This window comes from Primorskyibacter flagellatus (genome assembly GCF_048268605.1).
Lineage (GTDB): Bacteria > Pseudomonadota > Alphaproteobacteria > Rhodobacterales > Rhodobacteraceae > Primorskyibacter > Primorskyibacter flagellatus.
This window is the reverse complement of the sequence record NZ_JBLWVF010000014.1, coordinates 73,764-91,214: the sequence shown is the minus strand read 5'-3', so window position 1 is coordinate 91,214 and position 17,451 is coordinate 73,764. Positions and strand designations below refer to the sequence as shown.

Annotated in this window: 19 protein-coding genes and 1 tRNA gene; 8 read left to right on the top strand and 12 right to left on the bottom strand. The window is 61.4% G+C overall.

Annotated features, from left to right (window positions below; all coding sequences use genetic code 11):
* Positions 1-193: 193 nt before the first annotated feature.
* The 5 genes from nusB to rlmB form a co-directional block, all read right to left on the bottom strand.
* Entirely contained in the window at positions 194-676 is a 483-nt protein-coding gene (nusB, locus tag ACN0WV_RS14670) for a transcription antitermination factor NusB (protein WP_417606788.1), read from the bottom strand.
* On the bottom strand, positions 673-1,221 hold the full coding sequence (locus ACN0WV_RS14665; protein WP_417606786.1) for a 6,7-dimethyl-8-ribityllumazine synthase: 549 nt from the start codon (positions 1,219-1,221) through the stop codon (positions 673-675). Before ACN0WV_RS14665 ends, nusB begins: the two co-directional genes overlap by 4 nt.
* Positions 1,221-2,345, bottom strand: a complete 1,125-nt coding sequence (ribB, locus tag ACN0WV_RS14660) for a 3,4-dihydroxy-2-butanone-4-phosphate synthase (protein WP_417606784.1) — start codon at positions 2,343-2,345, stop codon at positions 1,221-1,223. The genes ACN0WV_RS14665 and ribB overlap by 1 nt, the downstream gene beginning before the upstream one ends.
* A 186-nt stretch (positions 2,346-2,531) precedes the next feature.
* Entirely contained in the window at positions 2,532-2,849 is a 318-nt protein-coding gene (locus ACN0WV_RS14655) for a hypothetical protein (RefSeq protein WP_417606782.1), read from the bottom strand.
* A 76-nt stretch (positions 2,850-2,925) separates the two neighbouring features.
* Positions 2,926-3,702: a 23S rRNA (guanosine(2251)-2'-O)-methyltransferase RlmB gene (rlmB, locus tag ACN0WV_RS14650; protein WP_417606780.1), complete on the bottom strand. Its 777-nt coding sequence runs from the start codon at positions 3,700-3,702 to the stop codon at positions 2,926-2,928.
* Positions 3,703-3,831: 129 nt separating this feature from the next.
* Here rlmB and ACN0WV_RS14645 point away from each other — a divergent pair.
* Positions 3,832-3,915, top strand: a tRNA-Tyr gene (locus ACN0WV_RS14645).
* Between the two features lie 349 nt (positions 3,916-4,264).
* Here the strand turns inward: ACN0WV_RS14645 and ACN0WV_RS14640 are convergent.
* From ACN0WV_RS14640 to ACN0WV_RS14630, 3 genes are all read right to left on the bottom strand, one after another.
* Positions 4,265-4,849: an HNH endonuclease gene (locus ACN0WV_RS14640; RefSeq protein ID WP_116599903.1), complete on the bottom strand. Its 585-nt coding sequence runs from the start codon at positions 4,847-4,849 to the stop codon at positions 4,265-4,267.
* A 349-nt stretch (positions 4,850-5,198) separates the two neighbouring features.
* Positions 5,199-5,864, bottom strand: a complete 666-nt coding sequence (locus tag ACN0WV_RS14635; protein WP_084353504.1) for an alpha/beta hydrolase — start codon at positions 5,862-5,864, stop codon at positions 5,199-5,201.
* Positions 5,861-6,520 carry a DNA-3-methyladenine glycosylase family protein gene (locus ACN0WV_RS14630; protein ID WP_417606778.1) on the bottom strand — a complete coding sequence of 220 codons (660 nt, stop codon included), beginning with the start codon at positions 6,518-6,520 and terminating at the stop codon, positions 5,861-5,863. The genes ACN0WV_RS14635 and ACN0WV_RS14630 overlap by 4 nt, the downstream gene beginning before the upstream one ends.
* 109 nt (positions 6,521-6,629) lie before the next feature.
* On the opposite strand from ACN0WV_RS14630, the gene ACN0WV_RS14625 reads away from it, so the two are divergent.
* Positions 6,630-7,850, top strand: coding sequence for an MFS transporter (locus ACN0WV_RS14625; RefSeq protein ID WP_417606776.1), 1,221 nt, complete (start codon positions 6,630-6,632; stop codon positions 7,848-7,850).
* Between the two features lie 113 nt (positions 7,851-7,963).
* On the opposite strand, the gene ACN0WV_RS14620 is transcribed toward ACN0WV_RS14625, so the two are convergent.
* From ACN0WV_RS14620 to cysS, 3 genes are all read right to left on the bottom strand, one after another.
* Positions 7,964-8,722, bottom strand: a complete 759-nt coding sequence (locus ACN0WV_RS14620; protein ID WP_417606774.1) for a squalene/phytoene synthase family protein — start codon at positions 8,720-8,722, stop codon at positions 7,964-7,966.
* A gap of 109 nt (positions 8,723-8,831) precedes the next feature.
* Positions 8,832-10,466, bottom strand: coding sequence for a citramalate synthase (gene cimA, locus ACN0WV_RS14615; protein WP_417606772.1), 1,635 nt, complete (start codon positions 10,464-10,466; stop codon positions 8,832-8,834).
* 94 nt (positions 10,467-10,560) lie between these two features.
* Positions 10,561-12,141 carry a cysteine--tRNA ligase gene (cysS, locus tag ACN0WV_RS14610; protein WP_417606771.1) on the bottom strand — a complete coding sequence of 527 codons (1,581 nt, stop codon included), beginning with the start codon at positions 12,139-12,141 and terminating at the stop codon, positions 10,561-10,563.
* Between the two features lie 406 nt (positions 12,142-12,547).
* Here cysS and ACN0WV_RS14605 point away from each other — a divergent pair, with 406 nt between their 5' ends.
* The 5 genes from ACN0WV_RS14605 (at position 12,548) to ACN0WV_RS14585 (ending at position 14,801) form a co-directional block, all read left to right on the top strand.
* Positions 12,548-12,895, top strand: a complete 348-nt coding sequence (locus tag ACN0WV_RS14605) for an MmcQ/YjbR family DNA-binding protein (RefSeq protein WP_417606769.1) — start codon at positions 12,548-12,550, stop codon at positions 12,893-12,895.
* 72 nt (positions 12,896-12,967) lie between these two features.
* Entirely contained in the window at positions 12,968-13,795 is an 828-nt protein-coding gene (locus ACN0WV_RS14600) for an isocitrate lyase/PEP mutase family protein (RefSeq protein WP_417606767.1), read from the top strand.
* Positions 13,792-14,142, top strand: coding sequence for a TfoX/Sxy family protein (locus tag ACN0WV_RS14595; protein ID WP_417606765.1), 351 nt, complete (start codon positions 13,792-13,794; stop codon positions 14,140-14,142). Before ACN0WV_RS14600 ends, ACN0WV_RS14595 begins: the two co-directional genes overlap by 4 nt.
* Positions 14,143-14,226: 84 nt before the next feature.
* On the top strand, positions 14,227-14,400 hold the full coding sequence (locus tag ACN0WV_RS14590; protein ID WP_084353512.1) for a YqaE/Pmp3 family membrane protein: 174 nt from the start codon (positions 14,227-14,229) through the stop codon (positions 14,398-14,400).
* Positions 14,397-14,801 carry a DUF4112 domain-containing protein gene (locus ACN0WV_RS14585; RefSeq protein WP_417606763.1) on the top strand — a complete coding sequence of 135 codons (405 nt, stop codon included), beginning with the start codon at positions 14,397-14,399 and terminating at the stop codon, positions 14,799-14,801. The genes ACN0WV_RS14590 and ACN0WV_RS14585 overlap by 4 nt, the downstream gene beginning before the upstream one ends.
* An 84-nt stretch (positions 14,802-14,885) precedes the next feature.
* Here ACN0WV_RS14585 and ndk read toward each other — a convergent pair whose 3' ends face one another.
* Positions 14,886-15,308, bottom strand: a complete 423-nt coding sequence (gene ndk, locus ACN0WV_RS14580; RefSeq protein WP_084353513.1) for a nucleoside-diphosphate kinase — start codon at positions 15,306-15,308, stop codon at positions 14,886-14,888.
* Positions 15,309-15,518: 210 nt separating this feature from the next.
* Between ndk and ACN0WV_RS14575 the strand changes: the two genes are divergently transcribed.
* Entirely contained in the window at positions 15,519-17,375 is a 1,857-nt protein-coding gene (locus ACN0WV_RS14575) for an ABC-F family ATP-binding cassette domain-containing protein (protein WP_417606762.1), read from the top strand.
* Positions 17,376-17,451: the final 76 nt, after the last annotated feature.

Sequence of the window (17,451 nt, the reverse complement as noted above, 5' to 3'; positions counted from 1 at the left end):
GCAACTCGGCCCACCATCGCATCATCTCCCGATATCCCGTTCAGTCTATGATACGAATTACAGTTCCGGGTGACTAGCCTGAGCGGGAATTGGCAGGGTCGGCGTGCCGGACTTTGGCGTTGCGACCGCCAGGCTAATTGGAGAACGGGCTAAACACGAAGCTGTGCTGACGCGCATAGACCCCGAAGCTTGCTCAGAATGCTTCCGGGCGCGCCTCTCGTGCCATGTGGTCCAGCACGGCATTGACGAAACTGGCCTCTTTGCCTTCGGGAAAGAAGGCCCGCGCCACATCGACAAATTCAACGATCACCACCTTGGGCGGGGTATCGGCCAACACCAGCTCTGCGCCGGCCGCACGGAACAGCGCCCGCAACGTCGGATCAATGCGCGCAATCGGCCATTTTGCCACCAACGCCCGGTCGGTCATCTGGTCGATCCGCGCCTGATTGTTCACCGCCTCATCCAGCAGTGCCCGGAAAAGGTCCGGATCGCCCTCGGCCATTTCGTCGCCTTCATAGACCGCGCCAAACCGGTGATCGAGGAACTCAACGCGCACCTGATTCGTCGTCTGACCGGAATGCTCCATCTGGAACAGCGCCTGCACCGCATAAAGGCGGCTGGCGGATTTCATCTTGCGGCGTTGGTTGCCCGAAAGGGGCGCGGTTTCAGAGGTCATGCGGTCGACGGGCCCTTGGTTTGACCAGCGATCTGATATTCGTCAGAGGCCGGACGAAACCCGACCCCCTTGCGCTGGCCGCCCCACTTACGAGCGAGCGCGATCAGATGCAAGGCCGCAGCAGCCGCACCCCCGCCCTTGTTCTGGTCTGCCGGGTCCGCGCGCACAGCGGCCTGTTGGTGATTTTCGACCGTCAGGATGCCATTGCCGATGCAAAGCCCTTGCAGACCAAGCAGTTGAAGCGCGCGGCTACTGTCGTTGCAGACCGTGTCATAATGCGTCGTCTCGCCGCGGATCACGCAGCCAAGGGCGACGTAACCATCAAAGTTGCTTTGACGGTCGGCGATGCCGATGGCTGTTGGAACTTCCAGCGCGCCGGGAACCTCAACCGTCTCATGCGTGCCGCCGCAAGCCTCGATCTCGGCGCGTGCGCCTTCCAGCATCCCGTCTGCGATGTCGCGATAATACGGCGCGACCACGATCAGCAGCTTCACCGGGCGGTCGAATTCGGGCCGTGGCAGCGTGTAATGCGATTGCCCGGCCATCAGCCCAGCTCCGATATCTTGCGCGTGCCCGCGATCTCCAGCCCGTAGCTTTCCAGACCGACGACCTTGGGCTGCGGCGAGTTGGTCAGCAGCGTCAGCCTTGACAGGCCCAGCGAAGACAGGATCTGCGCACCCAGCCCGTATTGGCGCAGCGTCTTTGGCGACACTTCGTCATGCACGTCCAGCTTCATCGAGGTGTCGCGCAGCAGCACAACAACGCCACGGCCTTCCTCGGAGACGGCCTTCATGGCTGCGCGAAACTCGTCCGCGCGCCCTCGCGGGCCGGTGCCGATCACATCCAGCATCGGGTCCATCGCATGCATCCGGACCAGAACAGGGTCGTCTCCGGTGATGTCCCCCTTGACCAGTACGATATGTTCGTCGCCATGGGTGCTGTCGGAATAGATCTTCATCGTCCATTCGCCACCGAATTCGCTGTCGATCACCTCTTCCTTCTGCACGCGCACAAGGTTGTCGTGGCGGCGACGATAGGCGATCAGGTCGCTGATCGTGCCGATCTTCAGCCCGTGGCGCTGCGCAAAGGCCACCAGTTCCGGCAGGCGCGACATGGAGCCATCCTCGCTCATGATCTCGCAGATCACGCCCGACGGGTTCAGCCCGGCGAGGCGGCTGACATCCACCGCGGCCTCTGTATGACCTGCACGGACCAGCACGCCGCCCTCGCGGGCACGCAACGGGAACACATGCCCCGGCGTGGCTATGTCCTGCGCGCCTTTTGATCCGTCAATCGCCACGGAAATCGTCCGCGCCCGGTCGGCAGCGGAAATGCCGGTGGTCACGCCTTCGCGCGCCTCGATCGAGATGGTGAACGCTGTTTCGTGGCGCGAGGAATTGTTGGTGCTCATCAATTGCAGACCAAGTTCTTCGATCCGGTCCGATGACAGCGACAGGCAGATCAGCCCGCGCCCATGCGTCGCCATGAAGTTGATCGCATCCGGGGTGGCCATCTGCGCGGGGATGACCAGATCGCCCTCGTTCTCGCGGTCCTCATGGTCGACCAGAATGAACATACGGCCATTGCGGGCGTCCTCGACAATCTCTTCGATCGACGAAATCGCATCGCTCCAGTTTTCTTCGACGGGTCCGGGTTCGTTATAACTCATGGGCAGTCCCTTTGCGTGTTACCCCGCAGATAATTGACCGCGACGACTTTGACCAGAGCCTGCCTGTGCAAACCTCATGACACGACATCAACGCGCAACGAAGCGCTCTGCCGCCCTGCGACCGCTATGAGGTACAAAATCGCCGTCAGTATTTGCCTTCCGGATGCTGTCCGTCCGCGAGACAGCTCAATCGAACAGATCCTCAATGACGTCAAACGCCTCTTCGACGAAACGCTGCGCCAAACCTTTCCGCTTTTTATAGCGCGCTTTTTTGGGATTGCGGGACGGTCTGTCCCTCATGGGCATGGCCGGTTTGCTCCGCCGCATGGTCTTGCCCTGTGCCCCCTTGGCTACCGCCGCAGCGTCCGTGCGCAACATCTTCAGATTGTGCAGTGGTGCACCGCAAGAGGTGCAGGCCAATTCGTGCCGAACATCCCCTCTCAGTTCAAGCGCTGCACGGGTTCCGCAGTAACAGCAGGTGGCAATCTTGGTATTGGCGGTCATTCGCAATCTCTGCTCACGTCTCCGGTGGTCCGCCTGAAATATTGAGGGCCGCCCTTCGCGTTACAAGCCCCTGTGCTCACGGGCGCGCAGCATAGAGCGACACCGCCGCGGCATTGGACACGTTCAGCGAGCCGAAATCCCGCGCGAAGGGGATCTTGGCCAATTGATCGCAGGTATCCTTGGTTTTGGGCCGCAGACCCGGCCCTTCGGCCCCCAGAACCAAGGCTACCGGACGATCCCGACGACCATCCAAAGCGGTCTCCAGGTCGACCTCGGCTTCCCCGTCCAGACCCAGAAGCACATAGCCCATGTCGCGCAGCTTGTTCATCCCCTCGGCGAGGTTGCGGATGCGCAGGTATGGCTGACGCTCCAGCGCGCCCGACGCAGTCTTGGCAAGCGCACCGGTTTCGGGGGCCGAATGATGTATCGTCCCGATCACCGCCGCAGCCCCGAACACCTCGGCAGAGCGCAGGATGGCCCCCACATTGTGCGGATCGGTCACACGGTCGAGCAGAACAAGGCGCGGTGGCGCGGTGCCATCGCCCAGGCACACATCTTCCAGCCGCCCCCAGTTCAGCGGCTTGACTTCCATCGCGGCCCCCTGATGCACCGATTGCGGATCAAGTGGTGCCGAAAACCTGCGCGGATCGCTCATTTCCGGGTCAATCCCGGCAGCGGCAATAGCTGGTGCCAGTTTATCGGCGGCGTTCTGAGTCACGATCAGGCGCAATTTTTCGCGTGCGGGATTTTCCAACGCATCGCGCACGGCATGCAGACCGAACAGCCACACGGTCTCTGACCCGGCAGCCTTTTTCGCCTGTTCCTTCTCGACCACCCATTTTGGTTTTTTCATCTGCCCGTTTCCCCATTCGCCGCGGCCCGCGACAATGCGACGACGCTCTGCCCGGCGCAAGGGATTTTCCTGTTGACGCCAGTTTGGGGCAAATGTAATCACCCCCTCACACCGGGCGCGCCCGGTCGTGGGCGACAGGCCGCAAGGTGTGGCAGGGGACTGTAACTCCCTCGCGGAGACGCACGCCTGGTTCGATTCCAGGGTCGCCCACCAAATTTCCAGAAAATTTTGCTTTTCAATGACGGTGCGTGTCGCGCAATCCAAGGTAATGAGTTTTATTTCAACAACTTACAAGGAAAGTGTGCCGAGGTCGCAGTTGGCTTTGGGCCGAGACAGGCACACCGGACCAAAATTTGACCTTTGTAAATGTCGCGGCAACCACGCCAGTTTTCGGATCGACCAGAGCAGCCACATGTTGTCACGCATGGACGAGTCAGGACATTGCGGCGGTTTTATATCCTAACACGTCAACGCTCTGTGAATCCGATGCATCACTTTTGACCTCAAAAACCATTTTTGGTGATTTCTATGGTCATTTTTACATTGGCCATGATCGCTCAGCCTAGGCTTCCAGCTCTGCATCCCAGTAAAGGAAATCCAGCCAGCTTTTGTGCAGGTGGTTGGGCGGAAAGCGGCGGCCCATATTGCGCAGCTCTTCCGCACCGGGCTGGCGCGGTGGTTTGCGCAGCGACAGTCCGGCGTTGCGCAGGGATTTCGATCCTTTGCGAAGGTTGCAAGGCGCGCAGGCAGCGACCACGTTTTCCCAGCTGGTGATTCCACCCGCGGCGCGGGGCACCACATGATCGAAGGTCAGATCGCCCTTCGATCCGCAATACTGACAGAGAAATTCATCCCTCAGAAAAAGATTAAAGCGCGTGAAGGCCACGCGCTTTCTGGGTTTCACATAGTCTTTCAGGACGACGACGCTGGGAATTTTCAGGGACATCGACGGGCTTCGGACAACCTCGTCATATTCGGCGATAATATCGACCCTGTCCAGAAACGCCGCCTTGATCGCGTCCTGCCAAGGCCACAGCGACAAGGGGTAATAAGACAGCGGCCGATAATCCGCGTTCAGGACCAAGGCCGGATGTTGTCGTAAGGCACCGGATTCCCGGACAAAATTCGTTCTGAAATCGGCTTGCATCTGCGACACGTCCCCTGCCCTGCCTGACGTTTTCCAAGCACCGGAGCAGGCCATCCCGCTCTAGCCTGCGGCCACTATATATCGTGGATGGCTTGGCGCAAGCCCCCGCTAGTTGAGGTGCTTGGCGTCAGCATATCGACTGGATTTGACAGAGTTGTGACAATGGCGAGATCAGCCGCCACTAGACGGGATGATAAACGACCACGTCCCGTCTAGACCTACGGCACATCAAACGCTTGGACATATCTGTCGTCATTTGACCAATGTGCCGGTCAGTCTTCCACTGCGGGCAGACGGGCCGACCTATCGCACAGCCCATATGCGGCGGTTGCCAAGGGGTATTGCTGCGCTACAGGCTGCACTTGTCGCGCAAGAAAGCCAGCGCCACGCCAAGACCTTCGGGGTCGATGCCGTGCCCTGTGCCCTTCATTATATGGGCAAAAACCTCTTTGAACCCGGCTTTTTGCAGCGCTTCGGCGGCCTCAGGCAGGGATTGCGGCGGCACAACGTCATCGGCGTCTCCGTGGACCAACAGCACCGGGGGCCGACTGATGGTATCATCCTCAAGCAGTTCCGGCGACAGCAACCGACCAGAGAAACACACCAAGCCGGCAACCGCATCTTCGCGCCGCGGCGCGACATGCAATGCCATCATGGTCCCTTGCGAAAACCCAAGCAGCACCATCTGTTCCGGCAGCATATCCTCGTCCACCAGAAGCGCGTCGAGAAAGGCGTTCAGATCCTCTGCCGCCGCCCGCATGCCAGATTCCGCCTCCTCCTGGCTGGATCCGTCGATCCATGGGATCGGAAACCACTGGAACCCCATTGGCGCGCCCGCGCAGGCCTCTGGCGCGTCAGGCGCTACAAACAATGTGTCGGGCAGATGTTCGCTGAGCGGATCGGCCAGCCCCAGCAGGTCCGCGCCATTGGCGCCGTAGCCGTGCAGGAAGACAACAACCGAGCGGGCCTCGCCCGACAGTGGTTCCTTGCGTCCGGCCTGAAGTACTCGTGTCATGCCAATCCCTCTTTGTCCTTGGTCACATGGTAGTAGGCAAAGAGCGTTCGGGCTGCAACCGATCGCCAGGGCGACCAGGCGCGGGCCATCTCTCGCAACTCACGTTCGCGGGGCCGTGCGGGCAAATGAAACAGAACCCGCGCCGCTTCCTGCAAGGCCAGATCGCCGGGTGCGAATACATCCGCGCGGCCCAGACTGAACATCGCGTAGATCTCGGCCGTCCAGACGCCAATTCCGGTAACAGCAGTCAACCGCTTGACGACCTCATCATCGGGCGCGTGCCGGAGCGCCTCGAAATCCAGCCCCGCCTTGGCCAAAGCATGCGCATAGCGGGCTTTTTGACGGCTCAGGCCCAGCCCGCGCAGATCTTCTTCGGTCACCGACAGAATGGCATCCGGGGTCACCATCCCCGCCGCGTCAAGTTTGCCCCAGATCGCACGGGCCGAGGCTACGCTGACCTGCTGGCTGACAATCGCCGATAAAAGCTGACCAAAGCCATCTGGGCGTAACCGCAATGGCAACGGTCCCACCAGTTCCAGCGCATGGGCAAAGCGCGGTTCGGTTGCCGCCAGCCAAACGGCACCCTCACTCACACAGGCATCGGTTCGGATGATCCGACCCACGTCAGGCTGGGCCGCTATTGACGGTGCAGTCATGTGCTCTCCACTCTGGAGTGAAGGTGTGGCACAGGCTGCGGCGATTGGCCAAGAAGATTTCCGTGACCCGAGCCTTGCAGCCCCCCGCGCGACACATTACCGATCCTGCATGGAAACCGCACAGTCAGACAGACGCGCCCGGCGCAACGTCGTTGTCCTCGCTTTGGCGCAGGCGATCCTGGGATCGCAGATGCCGATGATCTTCACCATTGGTGGCTTGGCCGGGCAATCGCTGGCCTCGAACCTGTGCTTTGCAACCTTGCCGATTTCGTTGATCGTGCTGGGGTCCATGTTGACGGCAACGCCGATTTCCTGGGCGATGCAGCGCTTTGGACGGCGGGCGGGCTTTTTCATCGGTGCCGCGGGCGGTGCGGTGGGGGGCGTGGTGGGGGCTTATGGGCTTTACCTGTCCTCATTTCCGATTTTTCTGCTGGGGTCTTTCCTTACTGGTATCTACATGTCGGCTCAGGGGTTTTACCGCTTTGCCGCTGCCGATACCGCGTCGGACGCTTACCGACCCAAGGCGATTTCCTATGTCATGGCCGGCGGGCTGGCCTCGGCCGTCATCGGCCCGCAACTCGTCAAGCTGACCAGCGATTCCTTCGTGATCCCGTTCCTTGGCACTTATCTTGCGGTCATCGGCGTGAACGTCCTTGGCTCGCTGCTGTTTCTGTTTCTCGATATTCCGCGCCCGCCCGTGCCCGATCAGGATGCGCCCAAAGGCCGCTCCCGCTGGGAGCTGATAACAACACCGCGCATTGCCGTCGCTGTAATCTGCGGCATGGTCAGCTACGCCTTGATGAACCTTGTGATGACCTCCACCCCGCTGGCAGTGGTCGGTTGCGGATTCGAGAAAGACAACGCCGCCGATATCGTCACCGCGCATGTCCTCGCGATGTTCGTGCCCTCTTTCTTCACCGGACACCTGATCGCCCGTTTCGGCGTGGAAAAGATCTTGGCCGCCGGCCTGGTGACCCTGGCCGCTGCGGGTGCTGTCGCCCTGCAAGGCGTCCAGCTGGAGAATTTCTTCATCGCGCTGATCCTGCTGGGCATCGGCTGGAACTTTGGCTTCATCGGCGCGACCTCGATGCTGGCCGGCGCGCATGAGCCGCACGAGCGTGGCCGCATGCAGGGTCTGAACGATCTGCTGGTGTTTGGTGGCGTGACCTTTGCGTCGCTGGCCTCCGGCGGGCTGATGAACTGCTCTGGCGGGTCCGCGCAACAAGGCTGGTCGGCGGTCAACATGGCGATGGTGCCATTCCTCGCCCTCGCCGGCGGTGCGCTGATCTGGCTGTATCTGCGCCCGCAAAACGAAGCCGAGCGTGCCTGATCAGAACCGGTTTGCGTTAGATTACGTCCCTTGCGCAAGGTGCTCAAGCGGCTGCCTATTCGCGCCTCATCGTATCAAAGCGCATACAGGACCCGACGTCGTGTAACCGCCGCTCAAACCCGTCCGAAGGCCGAGGCCCGGATCAATCGTAGCTTGCGCCCCGCCTCCGAGACCTGCACGCCACCTGCCACCACCAAGCCGGGACGCGCAACCACCCGCGCCAGCAGCGCGGATGCCGTGACACCGGGAAAGAGCGCCGCTTTCGCCTCTCGTGACAGGCGCAACGCTTTGCGTCCGGACCTAAGCCTGGCAAGCCCATCCCGCGCCAGCGAAGCGACACCCTCGGGCCGTCCATCGACCAACGGCACCCGGCCGCGCGCCTCTAGTTCCGGCACCGCTTGCAGGAACATCGCGAGCCCCGCACCAAACCCGTAATCCGCCACGCCGGTATCTGCGCCGCCAAGCGCCCGCACGCCAGCGCGCATCAGACAGGCGGACGTGTCCTCAAGGTAATGCGTCAGGTGCTGTGTGTCCTCGAACGGGGCTTTGTAGATGTCCCAACGCCGCGCCTCGACCAGACGGTCCAACAAGCGCGCGGCATCCGCATCCAGCACGTCCGCCAGCGGGCTGACAACCTCGTGCCGCCGGACCACGCCGCCATTTGCAATCTCTTCCAGCGCGTCGCGCCACCATTGCAATCGCATCTCGGCGATCATCGGCTCTTGCGTGACCCAGGGCGCGCGCGCAACCTCTATGTTGAACGCGTAAAGCGGAAACAGCACACGCCGCGCCGCGACAGGGGCCGCCATCGCGCAGGCGAACCGCCACGGATCGCCCCGTTCGACCAAGGCAGCGCAGGCGTCAACGCTCATTGGCGTGCCTGCCGTTCTTCATCCAACAATGTCAGGACACCGCCGCGCGGATCAGGTATCGGACGCGTTCGCGCGACACATATAGCACCAGAAAACCCCTCACACATCGTCACATCGCATCCCGGATCAGCTTCCACCGCACCGCGTCCAGCAATGCCTCGAACGAGGCATCTACGATGTTTGCGCTGACCCCGACGGTGGACCAGCGCCGCCCCTGCCCGTCCTGACTGTCGATGATGACGCGCGTCACAGCCTCGGTGCCGCCTTGGGTGATGCGCACCTTGAAATCGACCAGCCCCATATCGGCCAGAACAGCCGAATACTGCCCCAGATCCTTGACCAGCGCCTGCCAAAGCGCGTTTACCGGCCCGCGATCCATACCGCTGGCATCCATCGACTCGCTCACCGACTGCCGCTTTTCGCCGTCAACCTTCACGACCACCACGGCCTCGGACAGCGACACCATCTTGTCATACTTGTTCTTGCGCCGCTCCACCGTCACCCGGTAGCGCTTGACCTCAAAGAATTCCGTCGCGAGGCCCAGCTCGTCCCGCGCCAACAGCTCGAAACTGGCCTGCGCTGTGTCATAGGAATAGCCCTCGGACTCCCGCGCCTTGATCCGTTCGAGGATCCTTGCCAGTGCCGGATCACCGGCGGCGACCTCCAGTCCGGCCTCGGCCAGACGCCGCCGCAGGTTCGACTGCCCGGCCTGGTTCGACATCGGGATGACACGCCTGTTGCCGACCTCTCCTGGATCAATATGCTCATAGGTCGTGGGGTCCTTGAGGATCGCGCTGGCATGCAACCCCGCCTTATGCGCAAAGGCCGAAGACCCGACATAGGGTGCCTGCTTCAGCGGCACGCGGTTGAGGATATCGTCCAGCATCCGGCTGACCTTGGTCAGCCCTTCCAGCGCATCCAGACTGACCCCGGTCTGAAATTGACTGGCATAGGGCTCTTTCAACAGCAGCGTCGGGATCAGCGAAGTCAGATTGGCATTGCCGCAGCGTTCGCCCAACCCGTTCAACGTGCCCTGAACCTGCCTTGCGCCCGCCAGCACCGCCGCCAGTGATCCGGCAACGGCATTCTCTGTATCGTTATGGGTGTGAATGCCCAGACGCGCGCCCGGAATGCCCGCCGCGATCACCTCGTGCACGATCCGCGCTATTTCATCGGGCAGCGTCCCGCCATTCGTATCGCACAGTACGATCCACCGCGCGCCCGCTTCCAGCGCCGCGCGCAGGCAGTCCAGCGCATAGGCAGGGTCGGATTTGTAACCGTCAAAGAAATGCTCGGCGTCGAACAGCGCCTCGCGCCCCTGCGACACCAGATGCGCAATCGAGGCGTGGATATTCTCGACATTTTCGTCCAGCGAGATGCCCAGCGCAGTGCGCACATGAAATTCGTGGCTCTTGCCGACCAGACAGACAGAGGGCGTGCCCGCATTCATCACCCCCGCCAACACCTCGTCATTGGCGGCAGAGCGTCCGGCCCGCTTGGTCATGCCAAAGGCCACAAGCGTGGCCCGCATTTCCGGCACCTCGTCGAAAAACGCGCTGTCCGTGGGATTGGCCCCCGGCCAGCCGCCCTCGACGTGATCGAGCCCTAACCCATCCAACGCCGCCGCAATCCGCAACTTCTCGGCCGTGGAGAACTGCACCCCCTGCGTCTGCTGCCCGTCGCGCAATGTGGTATCATACAGATAAAGCCGCTCTTTTTCGCTCACATCTCCCTCATCCCCCATCACACGCCCTCTCTCTTCTTCTTGGAAAAAATACTCCGGGGGTGTGGGGGCTGGCCCCCACATTGACAACTAATGTGGACATCGCATCTGAAGGTCACTTCAACGCCTCCAGTTTGCCCTCGAGTTTCAGTAGAACGCGCAGAATGTACTTCGCTGTGGGTTTTCCAACCCATGCGGGAGTCGAGTCTGCAGTTAATTCACTTCCAAAACTTATACCCGCATCCTTGGCCTCTTCCTTAGCGGCATTGATGTCACTTTCTTTCCCTTGGACTAGGGCTTTGCGTAATCTTTCATGGAATGGCCATGTATCCAGCACATCTCGCTCAACGAGCCAATTGGCTCCACTTGGGGTATCCATTACCTTGATACCTGCTTCTTGGAGACCATCCCGGATCGCATCGGCGGTCGCGAAGTCACGTGTTTTCTTAGCTTTTGTCCGTAGCGCAAGCAGACGATTAACTAGAGATACGATCTCGACGTCGTAGTCGAGCCCCACCTTTGTGCTTTCCAACAATCCCAGAAGCCGTGCCCCTGCCAATAGCGCACCGGCATTTCGTTCAGTCGCTAACCGATGCAATTCGGCAATAGCCATGGGTGTATTCAAATCGTCTTCCAGTGCTTCGATAACCGTAGCAGGCGGTCGTGGGTTAACTTCTTGGCCGTCACAGATGCTTCGCCACGCTTCCAACGAAGATTGCGCCTCCCGTGCCTTCTCCGCCGTCCAGTCCATTGGCTTGCGGTAATGCGTCGACAGCATGACAAAGCGGATCACCTCGCCCGGAATGCCTTGATCCAGAAGGTCGCGGACGGTGAAGAAATTGCCCAGCGACTTGGACATTTTCTTGCCCTCGACCTGAAGCATCTCGTTATGCATCCAGACATTGGCAAAATCACCCGATGGATGCGCGCAGCGGCTTTGCGCGATCTCGTTTTCGTGGTGCGGGAACATCAGGTCGTTGCCGCCGCCGTGGATGTCGAAACTCTCGCCCAGCAGTTCGAACGACATGGCGGAGCATTCGATATGCCAGCCCGGACGTCCCCGGCCCCACGGGCTGTCCCAACCGGGCAGATCGTCGCTCGAAGGCTTCCACAGCACAAAATCCATCGGGTTGCGCTTATAAGGCGCAACCTCGACCCGTGCGCCTGCGATCATATCGTCGACGGTGCGGCCGGACAGCTTGCCATAATCGGCATAGCTTTCGACGGCGAACAAGACATGGCCCTCGGCAGCGTAGGCGTGACCATTGGCGATCAGACCTTCGATCATCGCGATCATCTGCGGAATGAATTCGGTGGCGCGGGGCTCAACATCGGGACGCAGCGCGCCAAGCGCATCCATATCCTGATGATACCAGTCGATCGTCTCGTCCGAGCGTTGCTGGACCAGCTCTTCCAAAGTGCCTGACGCGCCAGCCTCTTTGCGCGAAACCGCCGTTGCGTTGATCTTGTCATCCACGTCGGTGAAATTGCGCACATAGGTGACGTGCTCGTCGCCATATTCGTGGCGCAGCAGACGGTTAAGGATATCGAACACCAGAACCGGGCGCGCATTGCCCAGATGGGCGCGGTCGTACACGGTCGGCCCGCAGACATACATACGCACATTGTCCGGATCGATTGGCGTGAAAACCTCTTTCGAGCGTTTCTTGGTATTATATAGCTTGATCGTCGTCATATCGTCCTCGCGCGCGGGTCCGCGGCGGGCTTAGCAACTTCGGATCATGGAGGAAACAGAAGAACGGCCCGCCGAGCGTGTCAGCCGGTGATAATGGGTCCGCAAATAGAGATCGCCGTTTTCATGGGCGAACCCTTAGCCGAATGCCGCGCGCCGTGCAAAACAATTCGCATCCCGCTAGGCACCGGGTCCTTTCGGCCCGGTGCGGGTTTCGCCGGATCGGCCACCGGTGACCATCATCCATCTACCGTCGCGAAACTCTTGATGACGCTGGTTTCGGCCGACGTCCGACGTGTCAGCCCGGTATCTCCCCCTCCCCAGGGGCCGCGCCGTTGGCTGTGTCGGCTGACATGCGTTGCGTTCGTTTGGCTTGAGAAATCGGCGATGCTGCCGCATGATCGGCAACATGACCCGCGACATCGTCAACCGCATATGCACCACCCTGCCCGGAGCGGAGGTTTCCGACCCCTGGGGCGGCGGGCATGATGCCTGGAAAGTGGGCGGCAAGATGTTCGCCTGTATCGGTGCCATGGATCAGGGTGTGGCGGTCAAGACCGCCGATATCGACAGCGCGCAATTCCTGATCGAGATGGGCCGAGCCGAACGCGCCGCCTATTTCCATCGCTCCTGGGTGATGGTGCCCTGGGGGCTGGCGGAAGAGGATGAGTTGCGCGACCGGCTGACCACGTCCTACGATCTGATCCGTTCGAAACTGCCGAAGAAAGTTCAGGCAGCGCTGGCTGACAGAGATTGACAGCGCTGCCGTCTCAAGGCCCACATGCGGAGATCGCAAGGGCGACTTTCCCCGAAACGAAAGGCCCCCACCATGCGCCATGATCCCGGCCCCGCCTTCCGCGCCCTGCATGTGCCCGGTGATCCCTTCATTCTGGCCAATGCCTGGGATATTGGCAGCGCGCGGATGTTGGCCGCGATGGGCGCGCAAGCGATCGGCACTTCTTCGGCGGCACATGCGTTCACCCTGGGGCGGCCCGATGGGGGACAGATCAGCCGCGACGAGGCCCTGGCCCATGCGGCGGAACTGGTATCGGCGACCAGCCTTCCGGTCTCGGGCGATTTCGAGAATGGCTTTGGCGATGCGCCTGAGGATTGCGCAGACACCGTGCGGCTATCCGCCGAAGCGGGCCTTGCTGGCTTGTCGATCGAAGATGCCGCGCCGCCGGACGCCGCCGCCTATCCCCCTGACCTCGCGGCTGAACGTATCCGCGCGGCAAGTGCCGCCGCACGCGCTTTGCCGCGCGATATGGTCCTGGTGGCCCGCGCCGACGGGGTGATGAACGGCCAATACGATCTGGACGAAGCCCTGCGCCGGATCGCGGCGTTCGAGGAAGCGGGTGCCGATTGCGTCTACATCCCGTTGCCACCCCGTTTTACCGATCTTGCACGAATCTGCGCCACAACGCGCCTGCCGGTTAACGCGCTGGTCGCGGGACCGTTCACCGCGCATGCACGGACAGAATTTGCTGCGGCAGGCGTCGCGCGTCTGTCGCTGGGCTCTGCGTTGGCGCGCGCCACACACCGGGTGATCCGCGAATCGGCTGCCGAGATGTTCGGCAAAGGCAGCTTTGCCAGCCTTGGGCAAAGCATCGCGGGCCCCGAGGTTGACGCGTTGTTGTCCAAGGGCGCGCGCGGATGAGCACACCCGTGTCGTCAATCCGCAACCTGGGACCAGCGGTGGAGGAAGCCTGCGCGCGGGCGGGCATCCGGTCCGCCGAAGAGCTGCGCGAACTGGGTGCGCATGAAGGATACCGCCGCATGCTGCTTTGCGGAACACGCCCGCATTTCATCGGTTATTATGTATTGCATATGGCGCTTCAGGGACGCCCTTGGAACGATTGTAAAGGCAAGGAAAAGGAAGCGCTGCGCACCCGGTTCGATCAGCTCAAATCCGAAGTTTCGCGCAGCACCGACAAAGGCCGGTCGGCATTGGAGGCCGCTCTGGACGCCATCGGAGTGATCGAGCGTCCGAAACGCCCGTCCTGACGGCAGCTTGGTCACGACGGGAACAATCGGGCGTGACAGCGCGTTCTTTTGGCAAGCGTAACACAGCCGAAAGGACCACCAATCATGGATTTCGTCCGCATCATCATCGCCATCATCCTGCCGCCGCTTGGCGTCTTTCTTCAGGTCGGGATCGGCAAGCATTTCTGGATCAACATCCTGCTGACGATTCTCGGCTATATCCCCGGCATCGTGCACGCCGTCTGGGTTATCGCCAAGAAAGGTCCGACGACCGCATGAGCGGCATGCCGGACTCGCCTCAAGCGGAACATGACCGGCGCGCCTGCGACAAGGCAGAGAAGCTGGCCCGCCGGATGGACAGCGCCTTTCGGGTGCCCCTGACACCGATCCGTCTCGGCTGGGACAGCGTTCTGGGTCTGATACCCGGTGTCGGCGATACGCTAACCTTGGCCCCTGCCGTCTATATCATGCATCTCGCGCATCGTGCAGGCGTCCCGAAGACCACCTTGACTCGCATGGCGATCAATTCAGGTGCAGACTGGCTTATCGGCTTGGTCCCGCTTTTTGGCGACCTGCTGGATGTGGGGTACAAGTCCAACATCCGCAATGCAGCACTTTTGCGCGCGCATGTGGACGCGAAACACGGGTCTGTCAGCGCGGATGCGCCCCGCGTGGCCTAGACAGAAACCGGCTGAATTGTCCAAGGCAAACGAAAAGGGCCGCTCCTGAGGGGCGGCCCTTTCGGTAACTTATAACTACCGACCTTAGCCGACCAGTTCGAGACCAGAGAAGAAATACGCGATCTCGACGGCCGCTGTTTCCGGCGCGTCCGATCCGTGGACGGAGTTCTCGCCAACCGATTCCGCGAATTCGGCGCGCACGGTGCCCGCAGCCGCATCCGCAGGATTGGTGGCCCCCATCACTTCGCGATTCTTCGCGATGGCACCGTCACCTTCCAGCACCTGAACGACCACGGGCTCGGATGCCATGAATTCGCACAGCTCGTCGTAAAACGGACGCTCGGCATGGACAGCGTAGAACACGCCGGCCTGTTCTTTGGTCAGCTTGATGCGCTTTTGCGCGACGATGCGCAGCCCGGCTTCTTCGAACTTGGCATTGATCTTGCCGGTCAGGTTCCGCTTGGTCGCGTCAGGTTTGATGATCGAAAGTGTGCGCTCTGTGGCCATGTGTCTTGCTCCTGTTCAAAGCCAAGGCAATACGCCCGGCCCTTGTAAATGCGCGGCTGCGATAGCACGCGTCCAAGCGGTTGGAAAGGGCGGCAATTGCACGTCCCGGGGTGTGTCGCCACGTCCAATTCGCGACCTGTGGGCAGATTCCGGCGCATCAGGGTCAAGAATCGCGTCGCGCCCGTCAAACGGCTCTGCTATGGGGCTGAGATGTTGAAGATTCAGGACATCACCTATTCGGTCGAAGGCCGCCCCCTGTTCGAGGGTGCCTCTGCGACGATACCCGACGGCCACAAGGTGGGTCTTGTCGGGGCCAACGGCGCGGGCAAAACCACGCTTTTCAAGCTCATCCGTGGCGAATTGGTACTGGAGGGCGGCAGCCTCTCTCTACCCTCGCGCGCCCGCATCGGCGGCGTTGCACAAGAGGTTCCTTCCTCGGATACATCACTGCTGGACACGGTGCTGGAGGCGGATACCGAACGCGCCAGCCTGATGGCTGCCTCCGAAACCGCGACAGACCCCACCCGGATCGCCGAAATTCAGACCCGACTTGCCGATATCGACGCATGGAGCGCCGAGGCACGCGCGGCCTCGATCCTCAAGGGTCTGGGCTTTGATGACGCCGAACAGCGTATGCCGTGTTCGGATTTCTCGGGCGGCTGGCGGATGCGCGTGGCACTGGCCGGCGTGCTGTTTGCCCGCCCCGATCTGCTGCTGCTGGATGAACCGACCAACTATCTTGACCTCGAAGGCGCGCTTTGGCTGGAAAGCTATCTGGCACGCTACCCGCACACGGTCATCATCATCTCGCACGATCGCGGATTGCTGAACCGTGCTGTGGGCAGCATCCTGCACCTCGAAGACCGCGGCCTGACCTTCTATCAAGGCCCCTACGATCAATTCGCCCGCCAACGGGCCGAACAGCGCGCGCAGGCGAGTGCGGTTGCCAAAAAACAAGCCGCCCGCGTCGCGCATCTGCAAAAATTCGTCGACCGGTTCCGCGCCAAAGCCTCCAAGGCCAAGCAGGCACAGGCCCGACTGAAGATGATCGACAAGATCGACATGGTCACCCCGCCCGAGGAAGCTGCCCGTGCCGTGTTCACCTTTCCCCAGCCAAAGGAACTGTCGCCCCCGATCATCCGTATCGAGGATGGCGTCACCGGATATGGCGGCCCGCCGGTTTTGTCACGTCTGAACCTGCGCATCGATCAGGATGACCGCATCGCGCTTCTGGGCAAGAACGGCCAAGGGAAATCGACCCTGGCAAAGCTCCTGTCGGACCGTCTTGCGCTGACCGCAGGCACCGCCACGCGGTCCTCCAAGCTGCGCATCGGCTACTTCGCCCAGCATCAGGTGGACGAGCTTCACCTTGACGAAACACCCCTGCAACATCTGCGGTCCGCCCTGCCCGATCTGATGCCGCCGAAACTGCGCGCGCGCCTTGCAGGCTTCGGCCTTGGCGCGGATCAGGCCGAAACCCCCGTTGCCCGGCTGTCGGGTGGCCAAAAGGCACGCCTTTCCCTGCTTCTCGCCACACTCGACGCGCCGCATCTTCTGATCCTCGACGAGCCAACCAACCACCTCGACATTGCCAGTCGCGAAGCCTTGGTTGAAGCGCTCACCGAATATTCCGGTGCGGTTATCCTGGTCAGCCACGACATGCATCTGCTGTCGATGGTCGCTGACCGGCTCTGGCTGGTCTCGAATGGTACGGTCAAACCCTACGAGGACGATCTCGACGCCTATCGCCGCCTGCTTCTGTCCGGCGACAAACCGGCCAAACCGGCCAAATCCACGCCCCCCAAGCCCAAACGCGCACCGCGCGAGACGGTTCTGACCCTGCGCGCAGAGGTCCGCAAATGCGAAGAGCGGCTGGAGAAACTCCAGCAAATGCAGACCAAGCTGTCCGAAAAACTGGCTGATCCCAAGCTCTACGAAGACCATATGGCCTCTGATCTTGCGGTCTGGAACGGAAAATTCGCAGAGGTGGAAAAAGCGCTCGCCCGCGCAGAATCCCTTTGGCTCGCCGCGCAAGAGAAACTCGAATCCACCAACCAACGCGCCTGACCCTTGCCCCTTCTTCTTGGCAAAAATACTCCGGGGAGCGCGAGGGGCAGGCCCCTCGCTCCGCGCCCGCCACTCC